We start from the raw sequence: 23,640 nt of genomic DNA on the forward strand, positions 1-23,640 counted from the left end.
CCTTTGTCACGTGGTGAGTGAGTGTTCACTCACCTATGAGCAAGGATAGGGTGAGTGGACACTCACTTGTCAAGGAGGCAGTTCACCATGTCGGCACGGGAGCGGATCCTGGACGCGGCCGCGTCCGTCATGCGCGAACGCGGCATCGTACGGGCCACCACCAAGGAGATCTCCCGCGTGGCCGGCTGCTCGGAGGCCCTGCTGTACAAGTACTTCGCCGACAAGCAGGAGATCTTCCTCGGCGTGCTGTCCGAGCGGATGCCGCCCATCGCCGGCGCCGCCGAGCTCACCGGCACGGTCCGCGAGAACCTCGAGACGCTCACCCGGGACGTGCTCGTGTTCTACGTCCGGACCTTTCCGATCGCGGCCTCGGTGTTCAGCGAGGCTGGCCTCCTCAGCGCCTGGCGGGACGGCTTGCGCGCCCGCGGCGCCGGCCCGCACGTCGTGCACGCCATCGTCGAGGACTACGTGGCGAGCGAAAGGCACGCCGGCAGGCTTCCGGCCTCCGTCGATCCGTGGGCCACGGCCGTCCTGCTCTGCGGGGCAGCGCTCCAGCAGGCCTTCCTGGCGGCGTTCGCCGGCGAGACCGAGATCCCGGACGCCGACGAGATCGCCGCCCGACTCGTCGCGGGCGTCCTCGGCCCCACCGAACGACACGCCCCGCGTAGGTGAGGCTGCCCGGACAGGTCTGGGTTTCGTCGGATTTCCATCCAAACGCGGCCGATCCGGCTCGGCGGCACCCGCGCGCCGGCGCGCGTCCGGCCGGTAGGACCCCCAGGGGCGCGGGTTCCCATGGGGCATCGGCGCTGCTAACCTCCCGAAGGTCGGAGGGATGGTGTGATGCTGCACACTCACTGGGGCACGAGTGGGGGACGAGCGGGACCCGTACTCGTGATCGCCGCCGTCATGGCGCTCCTGCTTGCCGCGCTCATCGCGCCCCACGCCGAGGCGGCGCCCGGCGAAGATCCTCGCAGCACCGTGAATCCGGACCTGGTCGCGTCCTGTGGGCTCGACATCCATGTCATCCTCGACGAGTCTGGCTCCATCGCCACTGCAGGTGCCACCGCAAACGTCCGGCAAGCGTTTCGAGGGTTCACGGACGCACTGCGCAACACCGGCTCACGCATGGCCGTGTCAGAGTTCTCGACCGTCGCCCGGCTTCCATTGACCGGCGCCGCACAGCGCACCTACACCACGGTCACCGACGCGACGATCGCCTCGACGTTCGAGCCGTACATCGCGAACGGCTTCCAGCCCCAGGGAAGCACGAACTGGGAGGACGCGCTCCGGATGGGGCGTCACTTCCTGCCCCGCCAGAGCGCTGCCGTCCCGCACCTGACCGTGTTCATCACCGACGGCGATCCGAACCGGGCCATCGGTGCCGGCGTCACGTCCACTCAATACGAGACGGTCGTCCCGCTGAGTGACGGCCAGACCGCCAGCGTGTCCGCGGCTGCAGCGACGAGTGCGGCCGTGCCGAATGCGAACGCGATCCGCGCGCAGGGATCGCACGTGCTGGCCGTCGCGGTCGGGAGCGCCCTGAACAACCAGACGTCCCTGAACCGGCTCATCCAGATGTCCGGGCCGAACGTCTACAGCGGTGCGGGCGACTTCGACATCTCGACGCACGACGTGTACCGGGTTCCCAATTTCGACAGTCTCGAGGCTGCGCTCCGGGATGCCGCATTCGACCTGTGCGCGCCATCGGTCACGGTCCGCAAGCTGATCGACCAGGACGCCGACCCCGGGCTCGGCACAACGATCCCGGGCGCCGGGTGGGCGCTCACCGGGACAGTCTCCCCGGAACCTGCCGAGTGGGTGCTGCCCGCCGGTGCCACCGGCACCACGGCGACACAGGCCACCGACGCCGCCGGATTCGCGACCTTCCAGTGGAACCCGACCCAGGCCGGGGACGCACAGATCACCGTGACCGAGCAGGACCCGGGTGGCATGGATCCGGGCTACGTCAACGTGCCCGAGCAGACGCAGTGCACGTACCGGACGCAGGCCCAGGCCGCCGACCTCCCGCTGCCCGTGGCGCCGGTCACGAACGGCTTCACGACGACCGTTCCCCAGGAGTCGATCGTCACGTGCACGATCGTCAACGAGGCCGTCCCCGAGCCGGCCGTCACCCTTCAGAAGTTCACCAACGGGGCCGACGCGAATGTCCCGCCCGGCCCTTTCATCCCAGTGGGCGAGCCGATCACATGGACCTACCTCGTCACGAACTCCGGGAACGTCACCCTCTCGGACGTCGCGGTCACCGACGACCAGGGCGTCGTTGTCGAGTGTCCCCCCGACGCCATCCCCGCCGGTGAGCAGATCACCTGCACCGCCACCGGTACCGCCACGACCGGGCAGTACGCGAACATCGGCAACGTCATGGCGACGGACCCGTACGGCACGGTAGTCACGGCCGAGGACCTGTCCCATTACGTCGGTTCGCTGCCCGGCATCGACGTACAGAAGTCCACGAACGGTGACGAATCCGATGAACCCTGGGGGCCGTTCATCCCCGTCGGGGACGCGGTCACCTGGGACTACACCGTCACGAACACCGGGACCGCGCCGCTCGCGGACGTGATCCTCACCGACGACCAGGGCGTCGTCCCGGTGTTCGAGGGCGGGGACGAGAACAACGACGGCATCCTCGACCTCGACGAGACCTGGATCTACTCGGCCACGGGCACCGCAGTCGCCGGACCGTACGAGAACCTCGCGCACGTCACGGGAACGGATGTCGCAACGGCACAGGTGGTCGCCGACTCGGACCCGTCCCACTACTTCGGTGAACTGCTCGGCATCGACATCGAGAAGTACGCGAACGGCGAGGATGCCGACGACGCTCCCGGTCCGGTCGTGGGCGTCGGCGAGGAGGTGGCGTGGACGTACCAGATCACGAACACCGGCAATTTGCCGCTGACCTGGGAGGTGAGCGACGACCGGGTCGACGCGCTCGTGTGCCCGCTGATCGGTGCCCTTGTCCCCGGTGAGTCCCTGTCCTGCTACGCGAGTGGCATCGCCCAACCTGGTCAGTACCTGAACCTCGGGACCGTCATCGGCACGAGTCCGTCCGGTGCCACCGGAACCGACACCGACCCAGCGCATTACTTCGGCCTGGCCGGTGCGATCGAGTTGGCGAAACTGACGAATGGTCAGGATGCCGACGTGCCGCCGGGGCCGGTGATCCCGGTTGGCGGCGCGGTGACGTGGGACTACGTGGTCACCAACACCGGGAACGCGTCGCTGACCGACGTGGACGTGGCCGACGACCGTGGCGTCGGCGTGTCCTGCCCGCAGGACGCCCTCGCGCCCGGCGCCTCGATGACCTGCACCGCTACGGGCACGGCCGTCGCGGGACAGTACACGAACCACGGGTCGGTGACGGCGGTCACCGAACTCGGACTCACTGTCGGTGACAGCGACCCCTCCAACCACTTCGGCGATGAGCCGGGGATCTACCTGCAGAAGCTCACGAACGGCGTGGACGCCAACGAAGCACCGGGACCGTACATCCCCGTCGGTGAGGAGGTCACCTGGACCTACGTGGTGCACAACACCGGAAACAGTGCGCTGACGGACATCGCGGTCACCGACGACCAAGGCGTGACAGTCACCTGCCCGCAGACCGGCCTCGCCGCCGGTGAGGAGATGACCTGCTCGGCGACGGGGACATCCGTCGAAGGGCAGTACGAGAACGTGGGGACGGCCACCGCGACCAGTCAGCAGGGCGAACTGACCGACTCCGATCCGTCGTACTACTTCGGCTCGGTGTCCGCACTCGAACTGGTCAAGTTCACCAACGGCGAGGACGCAAACACCGTGCCCGGCGTGCTGGTGCCGATCGGTGCGCCGGTTACGTGGACATATCAACTCGGCAACGTCGGCAACATTGCGGTGCTCGACCCGGTCCTCACCGACGACCAGGGGTTGATCCCGGCGCTGGTCGCCGGGGACGACAACGACAACGGCGATCTCGACCCCAGCGAAACCTGGACGTTCGAGGCGAGTGGCACGGCCGGGGCGGGTCAGTACACGAACGTCGCGACTGCGACCGCTCTGGACGTGCTCGAAAACCCGCTCACGGCGACCGATCCCTCGAACTATTTCGGCTCAGCGCCCACGCCCCCGCCAGAGCCCGGTCCGGACCCCGGGCCGCCCGACGCCGAACCGCCGCCTGACACAGGGCCGCTGCCGGACACCGGTTGGACGGCGGGCGGGTATGCGCTCGTCGCCGTCGTGCTCCTGCTCGTCGGCACCGCGCTCACCCTGGTCGGCCGGGCCGCGCGGCGCCGGACGCACTGATGGGGCCTCTTAGGAGGTCGAGAGTGGGACTGAATGGCCAATCCGTGATCCATGCCACCTCGGACTGGGACCGCGTGGCCTCTGAGGCCCCCCCTCACGTAGGCACCGCCAGCGCCATCACGCCGGCGACCGCAGCTGCCCCCGAGTCGCCCATCGACGCCGACAACTGCTACCGATGACCAGATCGGCGCCAAGGATCTCGGCACTGGACCGATGGCACAAACCGGACGCATGATGCTGACCCCGGATGCTCGCACGGAACGGCTGCCCAGGCATGCTCCACTACATCGGTGACCAAACTTGTCCCCCGGAATGCGCGAGTTGGGCATCGAAGTCCCGGCAGGGGCATGGCAGCGTCACCCCCGGATGGCGCGCCCGCTGAGGCGCAAGCGCCGTCACCGCGACGCCGGGTCAGAGGCCGAGCAGGACCCGGCTGCCGCGGGCGCGCACGAGGGCGGCGGCGGCGGCGATGATCCGCGGGGCGAGCGTCGTGGAGACCCCGGGCAGGGTTGCGACCAGGGCGGGGTCGGCGCCGGCGAGCGCGACGACGTCCGGCACCCCGGCGGCCGCCAGCGCCGCGGCCCGGGCCGGCCCGATGAACTCGACCTCCTCGAGGGAGGCCTCGACCACGACCTCCGCGACCAGGGCCGGGCCGGTGGCGGGGGTCCGGGCCGGCAGCCGGAACGTCGGGACCGCGACTGCGCTCGGCTGCCCGCCGGCCCGGCCGACGACCCGCCCGCCGGTCCGCACGACGCCCGTGCCGCACGAGGTGCAGATGCCCACCGAGACCGGCCGCCCCGCCGTCGAGATGGCCTGGGGCGCGCGGGGGACCGGCGCCGTCCGACCGCAGCCGCGGCAGTAGCAGGCCGTGCCGTCCTCGGCCGAGCCGGGCGGGGTCGGCGGGCAGAGCCCTTCCGGCGGTACCGGTGCCGGTGCCGTCGGCCCTTCCTCGAGGAGCACGCCGACGCCGGTCAGGCTCACCTCGCCCGGCGCCTCCGAGGCCAGGTACACCTCGACCTCGGTCGGCGAACCGAGCCGCAGGTGCAGGTCGGTGACAGTCAGCGCGCCGCCCGGTGGCACCACGATCGCGAGGATCGCCTCCACGGCGCCCGCCGGGACGACGCCGGTCGCGCCGTGGGCGTCCAGGTCGAGCGCGTCCACTCCGAGCACCACGGACGGCCCGACGGCGGCGGTCGTCTCGTCGGCGAAGCGCAGCTCGAGGCGTGCTCCGGGGGCGCCGGTCGGGACCGCCCGGAACGTCAGTTCGTAGGTGTCCCCGGCGCTCACGCCGACCACTTGCGCGAGTTCCGACGGCGTCGCTCCGCCGTTCGTGAACGTCGCCCCGCCGTCGGTCGGTGTGTTCGTCAGGGCTGCGGACCCCACCGGGCTCCAGGTGGTCCCGGCGACGTCGGCGGAGCCGGCCAGGCTGACGTCGTCGACGAGCAGGTAGGACTCGGCCGCGTGGAAGCGGACCTCGGCGCTGCGGGCGCCGGCGGGCGCCGTGAGGGCGGCCTCGTGGTGGGGGACGCGCTCCAGGACGGACCGGTCGGCGGTGTCGAACACGCTCACCGGCACCCGGTCCACCCGCTCGACACCGCAGGCGTCCCCGATCCACCGCACCTGCGCGCTGGCCCCCTCGACCAGTGCTACGCCGTCGAAGGAGAACCGGTACCGGGCGCCGCCGAGGACCGGGACCACCTGTGCGAGCGCCGACTGGATCGCGGCGCCGGCCACTGCCACCCGCCGCAGGCCGGACCCCGGTGCCGGGACGGGCGCCGGCGCCGGGGTCGGCGCGCGCCCGAAGGAGGACGGCCGGTCTCCGATCAGGGCCATCAGCCGCCCCGTCGGCAGCGCGAACGGGCGCACCTGGCCGGCGGTCAGCTCCCAGTCCGCCGGGACCGGGTCACCGATCGTGATCAGCACGGCGGCGTCGCCGAACGGGCGGGTGAGCACGGCATGGGTGCCGGGCGGGCTGACGGCGATCCCCGGGTCACCGTCGCCGCCGAGGCTGTAACGCCCCGCGCTGGTGCGCCGGGCAGCGACGTCGAGAACCGTGACGGCGTCGGCGCCCACCACGACGGCGAGGCCGCCCGCGGCGTCCAGGGCGATCGCGCTCGCGGGCGAGTTCGGCCCGCCGACGCCGACCCGCGTGCCGACCTGCAAGCTCGCAGGGCTGAGGTAGCGCACCTGGGCCGCGGTCAGCACCAGGACCTGGCCCGGCGCACACGCGACGCCGCGGGCGCCCTCGACGGACTCCGGGGCGGCCTCGCGGCGGTCCCCGGCCCCGATGGCGGCGCGGTCGTCGTAGACGAACAGGTGCGTGACCTCGTCGGCGCCCGAGGACGGCGACGGCGTCCGGGTGAGCACGGCGATCAGGCCGTCGACGCCGGTGGCCAGCGCCACCGGCACGCCGGGCACGTCGTCGCCCGGGACGTCCGCGGGGAACGGGCCACCGGTGGCGGCCGCCTCGAGCAGGGCCCAGTCCAGGTGCCGGACCACGGTGCGCCGCCCGGCCTCGCCGGTCGTCACACCGGCCAGGTGGACGCCGAGACCGTCGGCGGCCGGGGCCAGGTGCGTCACCCGGTCCGGCACCACGATCGGCTCACCGAGGGCTCTCCCGGTGGCGGCATCGACGACCACCAGTACGCCGCGCGTGACGCTGGAGGAGGACAGGCCGACCCCCCGCAGCGGGTCGATCGAGACGACCAGCCGCCGCCCGCCGGGATCGATCGCGACGGCGAGCGGCTCGCCCGCGCCGAGGTCCGTGCGCAGCAGCCAACGGCGGGAGTACGTCTCGTACGCGGTCAGCACGACGACCGGCGCGTCGTCGACGAACCGGTGGCCGATCACGAACACCTCCGTGCCGTCCGGGGCGACCACGGCCAGATCCTGGGCCACGTCGGGCGCCCCGGACAGGCGCCCGGTCTCGACCGGCTGCTGCCCCACCCGGTACCACTGCCCGAAGTCGCCGTTCGCGATCTCCTCGCCGGCGCCCGGACCACCGCCGGCGGCCGCCAGCGCGGTGTTCAGCGCGTCGGCGACCTCCGGGAAGTCCAGCGAGAAGTCCACGGCGCCGGACGGGGCGAACCGCTGCAGTGAGACCGCCACCTCCTGCCCGCCACCGCCCGCGCGCAGCTCCAGCGGCATCCGGAACCCGGTGGTGGCGTGCCGCAGCCGCAGGGCGGCGGCCGCACCGGCCGCGCCCGACCCGGCCGCGTCGACCGCCCGCCAGGACAAGCCACCGTCGCGGGTCTGCTGCAGCGCCGGGCCCGGGAGCCCGCCCTCGTCGGCGGGGCCCGGAGCGGCGCTCCACGCGGCGCGCCCGGCGGTCGCCTGCACCACCAGCCAGACCCGGCGGGCCGCCAGTTCCAGCTCCCCGGGCAGTGCCACGTTCAGCCAGGTCGGTGCGCCCGCCGTGTCCCGGTTGAGGACAAGCTCCGCGGGCCGCGGGAGCAGGCTGGTGCGCCCGGGTTTGCCGTCGTCGTCGGCGAAGAGCCCGACGGCGAGGGTCGCCTGCGCGGAGACGGAGGTCACCAGCAGGTCCACGGATGTCGCGACGAGCGGTGCGGCCGGCCGCAGTGGCTGCGCCAGCGACCCGCCGGCCTCGATAGCCACCAGGTCCACCGCCGCGGCCGCGGTCACCGGACCGTGCACCACCTGGGTCGCGGCGAACGCGCCCAGGACCTGCCCGGTCGTGCCGGCGACCACGGCGCCGGCCGGCACCGCGACGACGAGGCGACCTCCGCCGTCGGACGGGACGCCGTCGAACGCGTACTGCGCACGGACCGTGCGCACCTGCGCGGCCGCGACGGCGAGCGTGAACTCGACGTCGAGGGTGACGTCCAGGCGGGCGATCGAGTCCGAGTGCAGCACGAGCTCGAGCACGTGAGCGCCGTTCGCCACCGGCAGGCCAGGCAGCAGGGCGGTCACCACCTCGCTGAAGTCCGGCGTGGTGACAGGCCCGGTCAGGTCCCCGAAGTGGGACCAGAACACCGGACCGCCGGCGACGGCGAGGGTGAGGTTGCTCGGCGGGGAGGCGACCCGCAGCACGGACACGTCCACCCCGCCGGCGGGCACCCGCAACCCCGTGACGCTCACCCCGGGCAGCTCGGTCGCGTTCGAGAGCTCGAACGCCGGGCCGTCGGTGAAGCCGCCGTCGGCGTCGAGGCCGAGGTAGCCGCCGCCGAGGTCCACGAGCAGCGGCGCGCCGGCGAGCCCGCTGCCGGTCAGCGACGCGAGCCGGCGCCGGGCGTGCAGGTCCACCTCGAGGGCGCCGGTGCCGACCACCTTCGACGCCCCCCACGAGCCGGTTCCGGTCCCGGTTCCGAACGTCAGCGACTCCAGGAACCGGCCACCGGCGTCGGCGCTGACCGGCGTGAGGGTGAGGGTGGCCCGGCTGAGCACGGCGCCCACGGGGAGCCGGCGCAGCACCAGGCGCCGGTCCCGCTCGAACGGCAGCAGCGCACCGGTGTGCCGTGCCTGCACGTGCATGGTGACCTCCACTCGCGAGCCGGTCGGGACTCAGACCTTCAGCAGGACCATCAGCTTCAACTCGTTCTCGAACCGGCCGATGTCGTCGTTGCCGGGCAGGTCCTGGTCCGGGTCCAGCACCGGTTGGCTCGGGTCGTTGATGTAGGCCCGCGCGCGGGACTCGGGACCGTCGTCCGCGCGGTGCGGTGGCACGAACCAGAGGGCGGTCCGGTTGTTGTCCAGGTGCTGCACTCCCACGTTCGCAGGTCGGGGGAGCAGCCGGACCCCGTCGTTGCCGAGCACGTTCAGGCCCTGGAAGTTGACCGTCTTGCGTGGGTGGCTGATGAACAGGATGTCGTCCCAGTCGCCGTTGTCCTTGAGCCGCTTCACGGACTGCTGCTCCTTGCAGCAGCGTTCGAACCAGGGGGAGCGGGCGTACTGGTCGTCGCTGAACCGGTCGTTCGGGGCCGCGAAGAACGCCTGCCAGAACTCCGTCTCGAGGTCGTCGAGGCTGGAGGTGTCGGTGTGGGACACCTGGTATCGGGTGAGCATGTCCTTGAACGGGATGCCGACGTCCGGGCCGTCGGGTGGCTGGATGTCGATGGCGCGCCGTCCGCCGGAGTTGTTCGGGACCCGGACCCGGCGCTCCTCCGCCTGGCACAGGTAGAACGTGGCGAATGCGGCACGGGTCTCGTCGTCCTCGCGGGCGGCCACCTCGAAGTACTCGAGCTGGTAGAGGTCCACGAGCGGCGGGGTGCCGAGCTCGTGCTCGATGACGGTGACGTCCCCGCCCTTGAGCACCTTGAACAGCTGCTGGTAGCCAGTGCGCTCACGGACCTCGTCGAGGACCCGGCGGGCCACCTCCTCGGTGAGGGCGGCGATGTCCAGGCCGCCCACGTGGTGGGCGTCGTCGGCGCTCGCCACGTGGGTGATCGCCTCGGCGGCCGCGGCGGCCTGCGCGCGGATGTCCTCATGGATCTTCACCTGCATGGTGTTCCATGCGTCAGCGGTGACGAGATCGCCGGGCTCCTGGGTCACGTACGGGGGTGCTGTCTCGGTCATGATCATCCTTCCTCTGCGGGCCGGTCCGGCCCGGCCGGCGCTGCCGAGCTGCCGAAGCGAGCCCGGTCCCTGGTGACGACGGCGCGGATCCCGGCCGCCTTGGCGGTGCCGACCCCGATCGGGGTCGGGTCGAGCAGACGTTCGGCGAGGGTGGGTGGCTCGGGTCCGGCCACCACGGCGCGCGCGTTCTCGAAACGGGCACCGGGCAGGTGCACGGTGACGTCGTAGATCTCCGGGCCGACCACGCGCATCGACACGCTGATGTCGTTGCCGTACGTGCCCGGATCGGCCGCACGGACCTCGAGGAACCCGGGCGCCAGCCCCGGCCCGGAGACGTACATCCGGGCCGGCTGGGTGCCAGAGCCGAGGCTCAGGTGCACGGGCTCCCGGAACGGGAGCGCCACGGCGCGCCAGCCGATCGGGACGGTCGGCGCGGGCGAGCACTCGATCAGGGCGGACTCGGCGTTCACCCGGGTGATCACGTTGTCGTCGTCGCCCAGCGGTTCGGTCACCACCCCGGCGATCAGCTCCGGCTCGGCCGCGCCGAACCGGGCCTCGCCGAAGGGACGCCCGAACCGGGGGTCGAGGTCCGCGGGCAGGTTCACCTCGAATGCTCCGGCGGTGTGCGAGTCCCACGTCACGGTGACGTGCGCGCTCGCGGCGCGGTCCGCCGTCGCCGTGAACCGGGCCGGGACGGCCGCCGGGGAGAACCGGCTCACGTCGAACACCGCGTCCTCCACGCAGGGGCCACCGGCGAAGGAGTCCTCGTCGAAGACCGCCTCGTCGAACCGGGCCGCGTCGCACTCGGTCCAGCTCCACCGGTTCCGGCCCCGTCGCACGGTGAGCGGGCCGGGCCCGCCACCTGCGCTCACGTGGATCAGGGCGGGGTCCACCGGGTGCCATCCGGACGGTCCTCGCACCCGGGCACCGACGCCGCCCGGTGCCCATTCCAGGATGAGTTCCCCGCCGGCCGGCACGGTGGTGTCCACGTGCACCGACCAGCCGGCGGCCGGGTCGGTCAGCCGTGGTCCGTGCACGCCGCCGGAGGAGTCCACGCGCACCCGCCCGGGCACGTCCGCGGAGCCGGACGAGGAGAACACCAGCACCCCGCCGTGCGCGAGGGCCGCGGTCACGGTGTCCGTGGTGGGCGGGTACTCGACCACCTCGAGGTGGCGGGTCGGCACCACCTCGACGGCGCCGTCCGGCCCGGTCGTCGGGGACGTCAGCACGAGCCGGTCGGTGGCCCCGAGCGCGGCCACGCCGGGCGCCACCGCCTCGATCGCGGCGACGATCTCGGCGCCGAGCGTGGCCGACGGCGTGACCCCGGCCAGGTCCGCGTCGACCGGTTCGCCGTGGTCCAGCCGCAGCCGCAGCACGGAGCGTTCGGTCAGGTCCACCGGTGCGAGCAGGTCCACCTCGCCCTCGATCGTGGCCGGGGTGGGGTCGGTGCCGGTCACCGCTCGGCCCGCCGCCCCGAACAGCAGCGGCGCGGCGTCGCCGACCTCCGCGCGGCTCACCTCGAGCCGGCTCGCCGGTCCCGTGGTCGGGGAGGTCAGGGCGAGCGCGAGGCCGCCGGGCATCGGGACGCTCGCCGCGTCCGCCGTGGTGGCGGCGCGGATCGCGGCGGTGATCGCCGCGAGGTCGACGGGGCCGCCCGAAGCACCCGGAGCGGAGGTGAGGTCGACGTCCACCGGTGCTCCGCCGTCGACCCGTAGCCGCAGCAGGTGTCGCGCACCCAGGTCCGCGCCACCGGTGAGGTCGACCGTGCCGACCACCCGGGCCGCGGTCGCGGCCAGGCCGGTGTAGGTGCGCGGGGCGGGGATGCCCAGGACCGCCGGGGTGGCGTCGGTGCCGGCCGCGGGCGCCTCGATCACCAGCGCGCTGTCACCGCCCACGGTCGGGGAGGTGAGCAGTACGTGGGCGCCGTCGTGGGCGGCGACCGGGGCGCCGAGGGCGACGTTGATCTGGGCGCAGATCCGGGCTAGACCGAGGGTGGCCGGGGTGATGCCGTCGCCGAGCGGGACGTCCACGGGTGCGGCGCCGTCGACCCCGAGCCGCAGCGCCGCGTCGGCGGGCAGCGGTACCCCGGCCTCGAGGTCGACGGTGCCGGTGAAGTGCACGCCGGCCGCCCCGGTGCCGGTGACCGACCCGATGGCGCCGGCCCCGAGGACCTGATCGGCGGCATCCAGTGGATAAGGCGGTTCGAGCGCGACCCGGGACGCCGCCCCCGGCGTCGGGTCGAGGAGCACCACCGCGCGCCCGTCGGTGCTGACCTCCAGTCCGGGGACGCCATCGGCGAGGTGTTGGGCGATCTCCGCCGCGGTGGTCGCGCGTGGGCGCGGCCCGGCGCAGTCCACCTCGACGGCGCCGGAGTCGCCGACCACGACCCGCAGGAACGAGCCGCCGGTCAGGTCGATCCCGCCGGACAGGTCGGTGCTCGTGGTCAGGCGCGCGGACGTGCCGGGCAGCCCCCGGGCGGTGCGGGCGGTGAAGCCGAGCACGGTGGTCGCGGCCTCGTCGAGGACCCGGGCCCGGGTCACGAACCGGCGCCGCACGGTGGTGACGATCGGGTCCACCTCGAGCGATCCCGCGGCACCGGCGGTCGGCGAGGTCAGGATCAGATGGGCGCCGTCGTCTCCTGCGACGGGGTCGTCCTCGGCGCCGAGGGCGGCGTTGACGGCGTCCGCGAGCTCGCCGACGTCGGCGGCTGTCACGTCCGCCACCCCGGCGCGCAGGTCGATCTCGACCGGTTCGCCGCCGTCCACGGCCAGGCGGATCAGGTTCCGGGAGGACAGGTCCATCCCACCGGAGAGGTCCGCGGTGCCGGTCAGGTTCGCGGTCACCGGCGCGGTGCCGCGACCGGACCGGGGCCGCAGCCCGAGCACGTCGAGCGCGGCGTCGCCGTCGACCTCCTCGATGCGCAGCACCGCGGTCGGGCCCTCGGAGGAGGACGCGAGGCTCAGGCGGGCACCGTCGTGGGAGGCGCACTCGGTGCCGAGGCCCTCGTTGATCGCGGTGACCAGTTCGTTCGGGGTGGTCGCGGCGGGGTCGAGCCCGGCCACGTCCAGGGTGACGGCGGGCGCGGCGTCGAGGCCGAGCCGCAGCTGTGAGTGCCCGCGCAGGTCCACGCCGGAGCCGATGGCGCGGCCGGCGATCACCCGGGCCGGGGTGGCGTCGGTGCCGACCGCGAGCCGCGGTGCCGACCCGAAGAGGGCGGTGGTGGCGGGCTGGGCGGCGGGCTCGGTCAGCGCGACCGAGCCGGCCTCGCCGACGGTGGGGGAGGTGAGGGTCAGGAACCGACCGTCGTCGGTCGCGACCGGGACGCCGGCGCCGGCGTTGATCGCCGTCGTGATCTCGGCGACGTCCACCGCGGCCGGGTCCGCCGCACCGGCGGCGCAGTCCACCTCGGCGACGTGGTCGGCGTCGAGGACGATCCGCAGGTACCGGGCCACGCGCAGGTCCACCGGGGCGGACAGGTCCGCCCGGCCGGTGATCGTGGCCCGGCGTGAGCCGGCGCCGGTGTACCGCCGCGGCGCCAGCCCGAGCACGAGTTCGGCGGCGTCGTCCGGGCCGTCCTCGACGGCGACGGCGGAGCCCGGCCCGGTCGTGGGCGAGGTGAGGACGAGGTGGCCGGCCTCGACGGTCGCGACGGCGGTGCCGAGCTCCGCGTCGAGGGCGGCCGCGAGCTCCGCGGCGGACGCGCTCGCCGGGTCCGCGACGCCGGTGGTCAGGTCCGCCGGGATCGCCCCGCCGTCGTCGAGGGCCACCCAGAGGGTGTGCGCGCCGGTGAGGTCGATCCCGGCGCCGAGGTCCACGGAGCCGACGAGCCGGCCGGGGGCGGCGTCCCGCCCGGCGACCCGGGCGGCGCCGATGCCCAGCACCGCGGAGGCCGCGTCGGCCCCCCGGGGCGCGCTCGTGGTGAGCACGTCCACCTCACCCGGGGCCCGGTCCCCCTGTGCCCTGTCCCACCAGGCGTCGAGCGAGGCGTCCTCGATGTGCAGGCCGAGGGCCTCCGCCGTGATCCGCAGGATGCCCTGCACCGTGACGGTGCCCTCGAGGTGGGTGCGCACGAAGGCGAGCAGGTGCTCCCGGAACTCCGCCACGCTCTCGTCCGGGCGCGGCGCCAGCCCGTACAGGGCGGCGAACAGGGCCAGGTCGGTGATCGCGGGTTCCCCGGCGTCGGCGAAGGTCACCCAGTGCGCGCGCATCACCGCGATCAGGGAGTTCTCGGCGGACTGGAGCTCGCCACCGTGGGCGTCGGTGAAGGCCCGGAGCGCACTCGGGTCGCCCCGCACCGCGTAGGTGGGCGGCAGGTTCGCCAGGATGCGGTCGGCCTTAGGCATCGGCGTCCTCCGTGGCGACGTCGTCGGGCGTCATGTCGAGCGCGATCCACCACGGCTCACCCGCGACCTCGGCGCCGACCGCGAACGTGCCGGCCTCGAGCTCGGCGTCCGTGGCGCCTTCGCCGGCACGGTCGGGCGCCGTGGACACGAGCAGGGACCGGTCCGGGATCCGGCCGGTGGTGGGCGCGTTCACCCCCGCCGTGGCCACCGAGGCGGCGAGCGCGGCGCGCAGGGCCGCGTCGTCGGAGCCGTCCGGCAGGAACTGGACCGCCTGCACCAGCGCGTCGACGAGCCCGGCGTCGCCCTCCGGCCCGGCCAGGTCCGCGCGCGCGACCACGACGTCCACGATGGTCGCCTCCAGCACGTCCGGGACGGCGCGGATCACGGCGAGCAGGGCAGCGCCGTCGGCCGGGTCGCCGCGGGTGAGCCCGTCCACGTACGCCGCGACGGCGGCGACGATGTCCGCGCGCACCTGCTCCTGCCCAGGACCGGACAGACCCGCCGTGATGCTCGCGCGCACCCGCGGGGTGATGAACACGTACCGGGCCACCAGGGTGGCCACCACCCCGGCGGCGCGGGTGGCGTGCACGGCGTCGGTGAGGGCGGGCAGCCGCTCGGGTTCGGCGTCGACCACCACCGTCACCGTGCCCGGCTCGGAGCGGGACCCGAGCGGTGAGTTCGGGTCGAAGAACTCCACCGGCGTGCCGCGGCCCTCCCGGATCACCCGGTCCAGCGCGGCCAGGGTGGCCTTGCCGAGGGAACGCAGCGCCGCCTTCGCGCGGGTGCGCAGCTCGTCGTCGGTCTCGTCCGCGGCGGCGCGGACGGTCGGGTCCAGGTTGCTGACGTTCTCGATGCCGGCGATCGGCTGGGTCATCTCGGAGATCGCGCCCGCGGCCACGAGGCCCGCGTCCCCGGCGAACGTCACGTCCGCGCGGATCGGGGCGTCGATGCGGACCTGCCCGGTCTGCAGGGTGCGCGGCTGAGTGGTGGTGAACACCACGGCGTCGGGGGTGGCCAGGCGGGTGCCGGCCGGGATGTTGATGTTGCCGTCCACGCCCGCGGCCCGGAAGAACGTGGCGAGCCCTTCGGCGAACTCGGCCCGCTTGCGGGTCACCCCGAGGATCGCGACCACGTAGTCCAGCGAGGCCCCGGTCGCGGTGTCCACGAAGGCGGAGAGGTAGGCGAGGTTGATCTGCTGGTAGACCACGGCGATCTCACGCCCGATGGCCTCCGTGAGGGTGCGGGTCACGGAGCCGACGTTGATGTCGGAGAGCGGGGAGCGGGTGTCCAGGCGGAAGTAGTCGACGTAGAACGTGGACTCGTCGTCCGGGTGGGTGCCGTCCTCGAGCCAGATCACGCTGTTCGTGGCGGTCCCGCTGAACGTGAAGTCGATCGCGAGCAGGAACGTGCGCGGCGCCCCGCCCGCGGTGCCGGTGATGCCCCGGATCCCACCGGCCGGCTCAGCGAGCGGGTACGTGCCGATCTTGAGGTCGAACACGATCGGCTCGTTCACCACCCCGCCGACCACGGAGGTGAGGATGTCCCCGACCAGATCCCCGTACGGCCGGTTGACGAGGTTGACCACGTCCTCGTTCATGGTGCACCTCCCGCGAGTGGCACCCCGACCACGAGGTTCAGCTCGGTCTGGGTGCCGATGATGACGACGGCGGCGCGTACCTCCAGGCGGGTGGCGTCACGCGGGTCGGTGGTCACCGTGATCGACGCGACCCGCTCGACCCGGGGCTCCTCGGAGAGCGCCTGCAGCGCGTAGACCTTGGCCCGGTTCCGGGTGGTGGGCGTGTTCGGTTCGCCGATGAGCTCGTGGAGCCGGCTGCCGTAGGCCGGGTGGCCGAGGCGGGCGAGCTCGCCCACCTCGGTGAGGAAGCGCAGCAGCAGCGCCTGTTCGAGGTTCTCCCAGCCGGTCACCGGGAGCAGGTCGTGGCCCGGATCCGCCTGACCGGGCTCGAGCAGTTGCGGGCGAGGGCCGGTGCGAAGGTCCTCGCCCCGCTCGCGCTGGGCGGCGGTCAGCAGGTCGCCGAGCAGGCGCAGGTCGGTCCCGGCGAGCGCCTCGCGTTCGGCGGTGGGGATGCTCATCACGTCCTCCTCTGTGCTGGGGCTGCTGGGTCTGTGCTGTCCGGGTTGGGGGCGGCTGCGCCGGGGCGGCCGGCGCGGGCCGGGCCGTTCGGCACGCGCGCGATCACGGCGGCCACCCGTCGGTCACGGCGGTCGTGGCGGGCGGTCCGATCACGAGCAGGATCCCGGGCGGGGAGGGGATCCGGTCGCCGGTGCGGACCAGCCCGCGCCCGCCCACCCGGACGCCGGTGCTGGTGCCGACCGGGCCGATGACCAGCGGATAGGGCACGCCGGTGACGGAGTTGACCATGACGCAGATCGACCCGCTCGTGGCCAGCGGCTGCCCGCTCGCCGAGATGACCGGGGGCAGCACGGCGATGATCGTGCCGGTGTCCGGGGCGCCGGCTGCGCCGGGCGTCACCATGACGCTCGCGCCGATGCTCACGGGTGCTCCGGGCATGTTCGCACCTCCTCCTGCTCGCTCATGGACCGAAACTGGTCAGGCCGTTGATGGACACGGACACGCCCTGCACCCTCACCCCGGTGCCCCCGCGGACCGTCGCGGACAGACCTCCGGTGAGTTCCGCCGTCGTGCCGGCCCGGGCGGTCAGGGAGGTGCCGGCGTCCAGGGCGATCGAGCCGCCGGCCTGCAGGGTCAGGTCGCCCGAGGCCTGCAGCGTCACCGACGCCGCCGAGGTCAGGGTGGCGTCCCCGTCCTGGTCGAGGGTGACCGTGGTGGCGCCGGACTTCACCTGCACGGTGCCGCCGCTCGCGCCGGACTGGTCGAGCCGCAGCTCGGTCTGCCCGGCGGTGGCCGTCACCGTGCCGTCGACGATCCGCACGGTGATCTTCGGCGGCATCTCGATGATCAGTTCCCGGGCCGGGTCGTCGGTGGGGTGGTTGCGCAGCGCGGCGAGCACGCTCGCGTCGTCGTCGGCGTCCAGGGGCAGCCGGAGCACGATCTCGTCGGTGGTGGAGCGCGGCGGCCGGTCGGCGTCGTCATAGAACCGGGCGATCACCAGGGGGGCGTTCACGTCCCCGTGGTCGAACGCGACGAGCACCAGGTCACCGACGTTCGGGATGCCGACGGTGCCGACGTGGCCGGTGCCGACCGGGACCCGCTTGAGCAGCAGGCCGGAGTTCTTCAGGGCGACGTCCACGCCGTAGTTGTCGTCGTCGTCCGCGGTGGCGTGCGGGTACACGGACTCGACCACGCCCAGCTCGGTGCTGCGCACCGCGGCCAGCTCGTGCCGCACAATCGCGGCGATGGTGTCGACGATCGTGGTCACGGCGCACCTCCCGCGGCCGCGGCGGCGGCGCCGACCAGGCTGCGCAGCCACACGTCGGTGGTGAAGCCGTGCGTCTTCTCCAGGCGGTGCTCGACGGCGCTCACCTGGTGGTTGCCGTCCGGAATCCCCGCGTCGGGCCGGTCCGGGAAGTCCTCCAACCGCACCAGCGCGCCGAGCGCAAGCTGCGGGCGGCCCTGGATCCGGACCCGCCCGGTGACGGCAGTCGCGGCCAGGTGGTCGGCGAGCGCCTTCGCGGCGGTGGCCGCCCCGGCCGCGGTGCGCAGCGACCCGCGCTCGAGCAGCAGGGTGGGTGCGTCGGTTCCGGACGTGCCGGCGAAGGACGCGAAGTCCTTCGTGAGCCACGCCCACGACTCGTCGCCGCGGGAGCCGCCGGGGCTCTCGCCGAACGCCGTGACGGTCCCGGCGACCGGCCGGATCCGGGTCAGGTCCGCCTCCAGGACGTGCTCGCCGTAGCGCAGCACATGCACCGATCGGGTGCCGCCGAACGCCTCGAAGACGAGTTCGCCGTCGGGCGTGAAATAGGTGTCCACCCCGGCCAGGGCGGCGAGGTCGCGCACGTGCCGGCACGCGTCCCGGCGCCCGTCCACCACGTACGCGTGCAGGCTCGGGCCGGCGTCCGCCCGCGCCACCAGGACGCCGGCGGCGTCCGCGAGGGCCCGGACCACGTCCCCGGCGGTCGTGTCCTCGAAGGTACGGTCCACCCGGGTGCGCAGCAGCGCGTCGGCCTTGGAGTGGGCGATGATCCGGGTGGTCCGCAGGTCCGGCTCGACGGCGACCACGGTGCCGGTGAACACGACGACCAGTGCGGGGTCGGCGTCGGAGTAGCCGAGCTCGACGCGGGCGTCCGCCCCGGGGACGGCGGTCAGGGCGCCGACCTGGCCGGCGATGATGGTCGCCTCGTCCGCCGGGGTGCTCAGGTCCGAGCGCACCACGATCTCGACGACGGTGGACGCCTTCGGCTCGACGGTGGTGTCGATCACCTGGTCGCCGATGGTGAGCCGGTAGGCCGGTCGCAGCATGGCTCAGTCCTTTCCGCCGGTCAGCCAGTCCCGCAGGGCGGGGCTGGTGGTGGCCGGGTCGACGTCGTCGAGGGCGGCGAGGACCGCGGCGCGCAGGCCGGCGCCATCGGCGGTTGTCACGTCGACGGCGGTCGCATCGGCCGCGGTCGTGTCCGTGCCGGCGGCTCCGGCGCCCTCGGGCTGGATGCTCACCGCGGAGTCCCCGGGGCCGGCGCCGGCGAACACGTCCGCCGGGGTGAGGGGTTCGGGGACCGGCGCCCGGACCAGGTTCGGGACGAACACCTGGAGCAGGTGCGAGCGCAGCGCCCCGAGGTGGGGGTCGAGCGCGGCCCGCAGCATCGCCCGGGCCAGGCGGGCCCGGTGCGCGGTGTCGAACTCGGCGGACTGCGTCATGTCCAGGTAGGCGTTCACCAGGTAGGCCCGCTGCGCGCGGACGTCGGTCTCGGGGTGCTCGGCCACCCGCATGAGCCGGTCGAACCGGTCGATGCTCGTGCGCAACGCCTCCCGGGCGACCGTCCAGACGTACCGGGCGAACAGCCCGCCGGCGTCGCGGTGGTGCCGCTCCGCCTGCTCGAGCAGCGCATCCGCCGTCGGGTGCTCGCGCTGGAGCGAGAGCGCCAGCCGCAGGTCGGCGAGCACCGGACCGGAGGCCTCGAGCCGGAGCAGGTGCTCCTCGGCGAGCGCGTCGGCGAGGTCCCCGCCGACCCGGCTGAACGCGAGGAGGCGAGCGCCGACGTCGACCGGCACCCGCGACCACAGGCCCACCGAGCCCACCGGCCGCCCGGATGCGAGCCGCTCCTGGTGCACCTCGAGGGTGACCACGGATCGGGGGGCCTCGGTCAGGGAGCCGCGCAGCACGTCCGCGAGCCGCACGGCCAGGGTGACGCTGCGGACCTGCCGACCGGGCGCGCCGTCCCGCCAGGGCCCGAGGTCGGCTTCGTCGATGACCACCTGGACGATGGTGCTCGCGTCCAGGATCTCCGAGGTGACGGCGTTGTCGTTCATGCGCGCGCATCCCTTGCCAGGTTGTCCAGCACGGCCGGGAACCGTACCTCGATGGCGGTGTCCCCGATCGCCACGGCCGGGGACGTCAGCGTGGTGCCGGTGATGGTGGTGGTCGGTGGCACCGCGACCGCGATGGCGCCGGTGGCCGGGTCGATGGTCCACTCCCCGCGCTGGGTCCACCGCTTCTGGACGAGTGCCGTGTAGACCCGGTCGGCCGGGTCGCCGGTGGCCGCGACCACGCCGGTGATGTTCGTCCAGATCCCGAGGGTCGCGACGAAGTCCAGGCCCCAGACGAACCGGCGCAGCGTGGCCGCGGCCACGGCCGGGTGGGCGCCGGGCTCGCTGTCCCCGGGGGAGTCGATGTCCTCCACGATCCACCGCTCGCCCACGGCGAGCGCGGTCCGCCCGCGGATCCCGCCGACGCCGAACGTGGCCGTCTCGCCGCCGATGCCAACGGCGCCGACGCCGAAACCGGAATCGAGCGTCGGCGGGACGATGAGCGCGGGCGCCGGATCACCGGGCAGGAACACCGGCGCCCCGGCGGCTCCGCCGGTGGCCGCCGCCCCGTTCGAGGCGACCACGCTGAGGTCGGTGTGGGCCGCGGGCGGGGCCACCGTGTCGTCCTGGAACCGTCCGAGGATCCCCTCGGGGGCGGTCTCGTTGTTGATCCAGCCGGCGAGGTAGGCGTTCACCGAGCGCCGGCCGTTCGCCCCACCGGTGACCGCATCCGCCTGCACCAGGAAGTGGATCGCGGCGGTCGCCGGGATGGCGATGTTGAACGCCGGGTCCCCGGTGGCCACGTTGATGCCGCCCCCCGCGACCGGGGTGACGTTGAAGCTGCCGCTCTGGTCCACGCAGCTGTCGAGGAACATCGTGACGCGGCCGAGCAGCACGGTCTTGACGATGCTCGGCTCACGGTCGATGCCCACGTCGTAGCCGTCGTTGCCGTTGCCGTCCACGAACGCGCGCACCCCGAACGTGCCCACGTTGTCCGCGAGCATCGTGGCCCGCAGTGCGTTGCCCGGGTCCCGGGTCACGGTCGGCCCGTCGGCCGCGGACAGGGCGACGATCGCCGCCGCGTCGTCACCGCCGTCGGCGGCCGGGATGCCCCGCAGCCGGTGGGCGTCCCAGATCACCGGAACGCCCGCCGGCCGGACCGCCACGGTGAACTCGACCGGGCGGGCGGGGCGCACGCAGTTCTCCAGCAGCGGGATCGGCGGGTTCACGGTCGGGTTGTCGTCGAAGTCCACCGGGGCCGGCACCGCCCGGCCGGGCACCACGTGCGCCGGCACCGGCGAGTTCCCGAGCCGCGCCGTGTTCGCCTCGGTGGCGGGGATCGTCATGGTGAGGTTGCTGAGCTCGACGACCGTGAGCACGGCCCGGTCGCCGTCCGCCTCCACCCCGTCCACCCCGAGCTGCAGCACGGCGTCCCGCAGGGCCCCGCTGACCGCGGCGCCCTCGACCCAGAACGCGGTGCCGGCCGCCGGGATCCCCGCCGCGGGCAGCAGCACCGGTGCGACCACCTCGGCCTGCCCGGCGGCGGCAACCTCGTCGGCGGCGGTGAAGAACCGGGTCCGGGCGTCCATGCGGCCCAGGCTGAGCGTGCCCGTGAAGTCCGCGGGCAGAGCCTGGCGCACGGTGATCAGCGCCCGGCCGGCGTGGAAGCCGGCGTCCTGCACCTGGACGAACCGTCCCGGGGTGATCTTGTCCGCCTCGGAGAGCGCGGCCGGCGTGGCCGGTGCTGGTGGAGCCGCGGACCGGGTCTGGTGCAGGTCGAGGAACACCTCGACGGCCGTCATCTGGTGGGTCTGGCTCAGGCCGGGGGTGCCGGAGACCGTCACGGCGAGGGTCAGCACCACGTCCCCGGTCGCGGCGCTCGCGGTGCGGCCCTCCGCGAACAGGGTGACCCCCGCGGCCAGTGCGGCCGAGTCGAACACGTTGTCGACGCCGTCGAACGTGATCTCGGTGCCGCCCGCGGCGGCGTCGAAGAACCGGACCGCGTCGCTGGACGCCTCGAGGCGCCCGGATCCGGTGAACGCGGGGGTGCGCAGCACCACCGGGCGCCGCGCCGGGTTGGTATGGACCTTCCGCACCAGCACCACGTCCGGGCCGGTGATCGCCGGGACCACGTCCGCGACGGCCCGGTCCACCACGATGATCTCGGCCGGGATGCCGGAGTACCGGAAGCAGGTGGCGTTGCCGCGCACGTCGGCCAGGGACTGGGTGGCGGTCCGGAGCAGGAACGGCCCGTCCACGGAGATCACGTAGATGCCGGGACCCTTCTCCGGTGGCGTCGGCGTCGGGAAGGTGAAGTTCCCGTCGGCGTCGGTCCTGCTGCGGATCGGGGTGCCGGCGTGCGCCGCGGCCGAGGTGACGGCGACCTCGCCACCGAGGTATTCGCCGTCGGCGGCCATCAGCACGTACGGGCGGTCCGCGAACGGTGTGCCGTCGGTGAAACTGATCCGGCCGACCACGGGGGAGGTGCCGGGTTCGGCCGGGGTGCGGCACCACGTCGGCTGCGGCGGGCTGGGGCACGGCTGGCCCCACGGGACCACGAAGTCGGCCACGCCGGTGGCGGTGCCGTCGTCCAGGCACCAGCCGCCGCCGCCCGCGCCGTCGGGCACCTGGTCGAGGGTGATCGGCTCCGGCACCTGCGCCGGCATGGCGGACTCCTTGACGAACATCAGCTCGGTGCGCCGGTTCGGGCGCCACGCGCACTGGGTGCTCAGCACCGGGTCCTGCTCGCCGCAGCCGAGCCAGCGCAGCGGCCCGGAGTCGCACCCCTCGCTCGCGTTCGGCATCAGCCGTGCGGTCGGCAGGTTCAGCGGGCCGTTGCCGAGGTACTCCCGGATCAGCACCGGCCAGGTCGCGTCGCCGACGATGCCGTCCGGGGTGAGGCCGTGGTCGGACTGGAAGGTCCGCACCGCGGTGTCGGTCAGCTCCGGGTCCGCGCCCACGTTGCCGAAGAACCGCCCGAGGTCGGCCAGCATGAACTGGTACTCGCGGGTGCCCCAGGTGTCCTTGACGGTCGTGATCGTCCCGAACGGCCGGGTGCGGCGCAGCTCGTCCCACTCGGCGACGGCGGCCACCGCGTCGGAGCCGAACGTCATCATCGCGTAGGTGGCCCGGGCCCGGCGCTCGGAGAGGGACTGGTTGTAGTCGTCGCCGCCGGTCAGGTCGGTGTGCCCGACGATCAGCAGCCGCTCGTCCGGGTGCGCGTCCGAGTACGCGATCACCTGGGCGAGCACGTGCCGCTCGCACGGCTCCACGAAGGACTTGTCGAATTCGAAGGTGATCACGAAGACGGTGCCGATCTTCGCGCCGCGGCGCAGCACGATGGTGACCGACGCCGTCGCCCCCTCGATCACCCGCACCGTCGCGGACCCGGTGAGCACCTCGTGCTGCCCGCTGGGATTGCGGGTGTCGTCGACGAGCGCGCTCGCCGTGTACTGGCCGGCCGGGAACGGGTCGGCGAACCAGGTGTCCGGGCGGATCCGGTCCGTGAGCACCCGGTCCAGGGCGGCGCCGTCGTCGGTGGTGCCGGCCACGCTCACCCGGACCCGGTCCATGTCGAAGGCCGGGTCGCCCTCCACCACCACGGTGACGGCGAGCTTGCCGTCGGTGACCGTCGGCGACGGGGGCGGCGGGATGATCACCTCCTCGACGTCGATCGGCTCGGCGTCGGTGAGCTCGCGCAGCGCCAGGGTGTACTCGAACGCGCTCGGCCGGCCCGCGACCTCCCGCACGTCCATCCGCTCGACGATGACCCGGTCCACGGACGTCGCGGCAGAGATGTCCGAGACGAACGGGACCGGGTCACCGGCGTGGAACCGTTCACGGACCGCCGCCAGGTGCTCCCTGGTGTCCGGTGCGGTGAGCACGCCGGTGAGCATCAGCCGGGCCCCACGGCGCCCGAGGGCCTGCAGGAAGTCCCCTTCGAGGGCGGGCACGCGGTGGCGCACGAGTGCGTGGTCGGAGTCGGAGGAGACCACCTGCACCTGTTCCAGCTCGAGCTCACCGAGCATGGGCCGCACCATCGCTCACCCTCCTCAT

General features: G+C 73.7%; 12 protein-coding genes. 2 read left to right on the forward strand and 10 right to left on the reverse strand.

The window, feature by feature from the left end:
- Window positions 1–87: 87 nt before the first annotated feature.
- Both KCQ71_RS26210 and KCQ71_RS26215 read left to right on the forward strand, forming a co-directional pair.
- Complete coding sequence (locus KCQ71_RS26210; protein WP_223411625.1) at window positions 88–672, forward strand: TetR/AcrR family transcriptional regulator; 585 nt, start codon at window positions 88–90, stop codon at window positions 670–672.
- A gap of 168 nt (window positions 673–840) precedes the next feature.
- A complete protein-coding gene (locus KCQ71_RS26215) occupies window positions 841–4,305 on the forward strand; it encodes a CLIPPER-2 domain-containing protein (RefSeq protein ID WP_223411626.1) in 3,465 nt (1,154 codons plus the stop codon).
- A gap of 411 nt (window positions 4,306–4,716) precedes the next feature.
- Here the strand turns inward: KCQ71_RS26215 and KCQ71_RS26220 are convergent, their stop codons facing one another.
- From KCQ71_RS26220 to KCQ71_RS26265, 10 genes are all read right to left on the reverse strand, one after another.
- Window positions 4,717–8,796: a helix-hairpin-helix domain-containing protein gene (locus KCQ71_RS26220; protein WP_223411627.1), complete on the reverse strand. Its 4,080-nt coding sequence runs from the start codon at window positions 8,794–8,796 to the stop codon at window positions 4,717–4,719.
- Between the two features lie 30 nt (window positions 8,797–8,826).
- On the reverse strand, window positions 8,827–9,837 hold the full coding sequence (locus KCQ71_RS26225; RefSeq protein WP_223411628.1) for a hypothetical protein: 1,011 nt from the start codon (window positions 9,835–9,837) through the stop codon (window positions 8,827–8,829).
- A 2-nt stretch (window positions 9,838–9,839) separates the two neighbouring features.
- A complete protein-coding gene (locus KCQ71_RS26230) occupies window positions 9,840–14,180 on the reverse strand; it encodes a hypothetical protein (protein WP_223411629.1) in 4,341 nt (1,446 codons plus the stop codon).
- Entirely contained in the window at window positions 14,173–15,777 is a 1,605-nt protein-coding gene (locus KCQ71_RS26235) for a baseplate J/gp47 family protein (RefSeq protein ID WP_223411630.1), read from the reverse strand. The genes KCQ71_RS26230 and KCQ71_RS26235 overlap by 8 nt, the downstream gene beginning before the upstream one ends.
- Window positions 15,774–16,274 (reverse strand): GPW/gp25 family protein, encoded by a 501-nt coding sequence (locus tag KCQ71_RS26240; protein ID WP_223411631.1) that lies wholly within the window; start codon window positions 16,272–16,274, stop codon window positions 15,774–15,776. Before KCQ71_RS26240 ends, KCQ71_RS26235 begins: the two co-directional genes overlap by 4 nt.
- 103 nt (window positions 16,275–16,377) lie before the next feature.
- Window positions 16,378–16,713: a hypothetical protein gene (locus KCQ71_RS26245; protein ID WP_223411632.1), complete on the reverse strand. Its 336-nt coding sequence runs from the start codon at window positions 16,711–16,713 to the stop codon at window positions 16,378–16,380.
- A gap of 22 nt (window positions 16,714–16,735) precedes the next feature.
- Complete coding sequence (locus KCQ71_RS26250; protein ID WP_223411633.1) at window positions 16,736–17,542, reverse strand: phage baseplate assembly protein V; 807 nt, start codon at window positions 17,540–17,542, stop codon at window positions 16,736–16,738.
- The gene (locus KCQ71_RS26255; protein ID WP_223411634.1) at window positions 17,539–18,582 is read right to left on the reverse strand and encodes a hypothetical protein; all 1,044 of its coding nucleotides are present in this window, start codon (window positions 18,580–18,582) and stop codon (window positions 17,539–17,541) included. The genes KCQ71_RS26250 and KCQ71_RS26255 overlap by 4 nt, the downstream gene beginning before the upstream one ends.
- 3 nt (window positions 18,583–18,585) lie before the next feature.
- Window positions 18,586–19,587 (reverse strand): hypothetical protein, encoded by a 1,002-nt coding sequence (locus KCQ71_RS26260; RefSeq protein ID WP_223411635.1) that lies wholly within the window; start codon window positions 19,585–19,587, stop codon window positions 18,586–18,588.
- A complete protein-coding gene (locus tag KCQ71_RS26265; protein ID WP_223411636.1) occupies window positions 19,584–23,624 on the reverse strand; it encodes a peptidoglycan-binding protein in 4,041 nt (1,346 codons plus the stop codon). The genes KCQ71_RS26260 and KCQ71_RS26265 overlap by 4 nt, the downstream gene beginning before the upstream one ends.
- Window positions 23,625–23,640 lie beyond the last annotated feature (16 nt).

It is taken from the genome of Occultella gossypii (assembly GCF_019947135.1).
In the GTDB taxonomy this organism is placed as follows: Bacteria; Actinomycetota; Actinomycetes; order Actinomycetales; family Beutenbergiaceae; genus Occultella; species Occultella gossypii.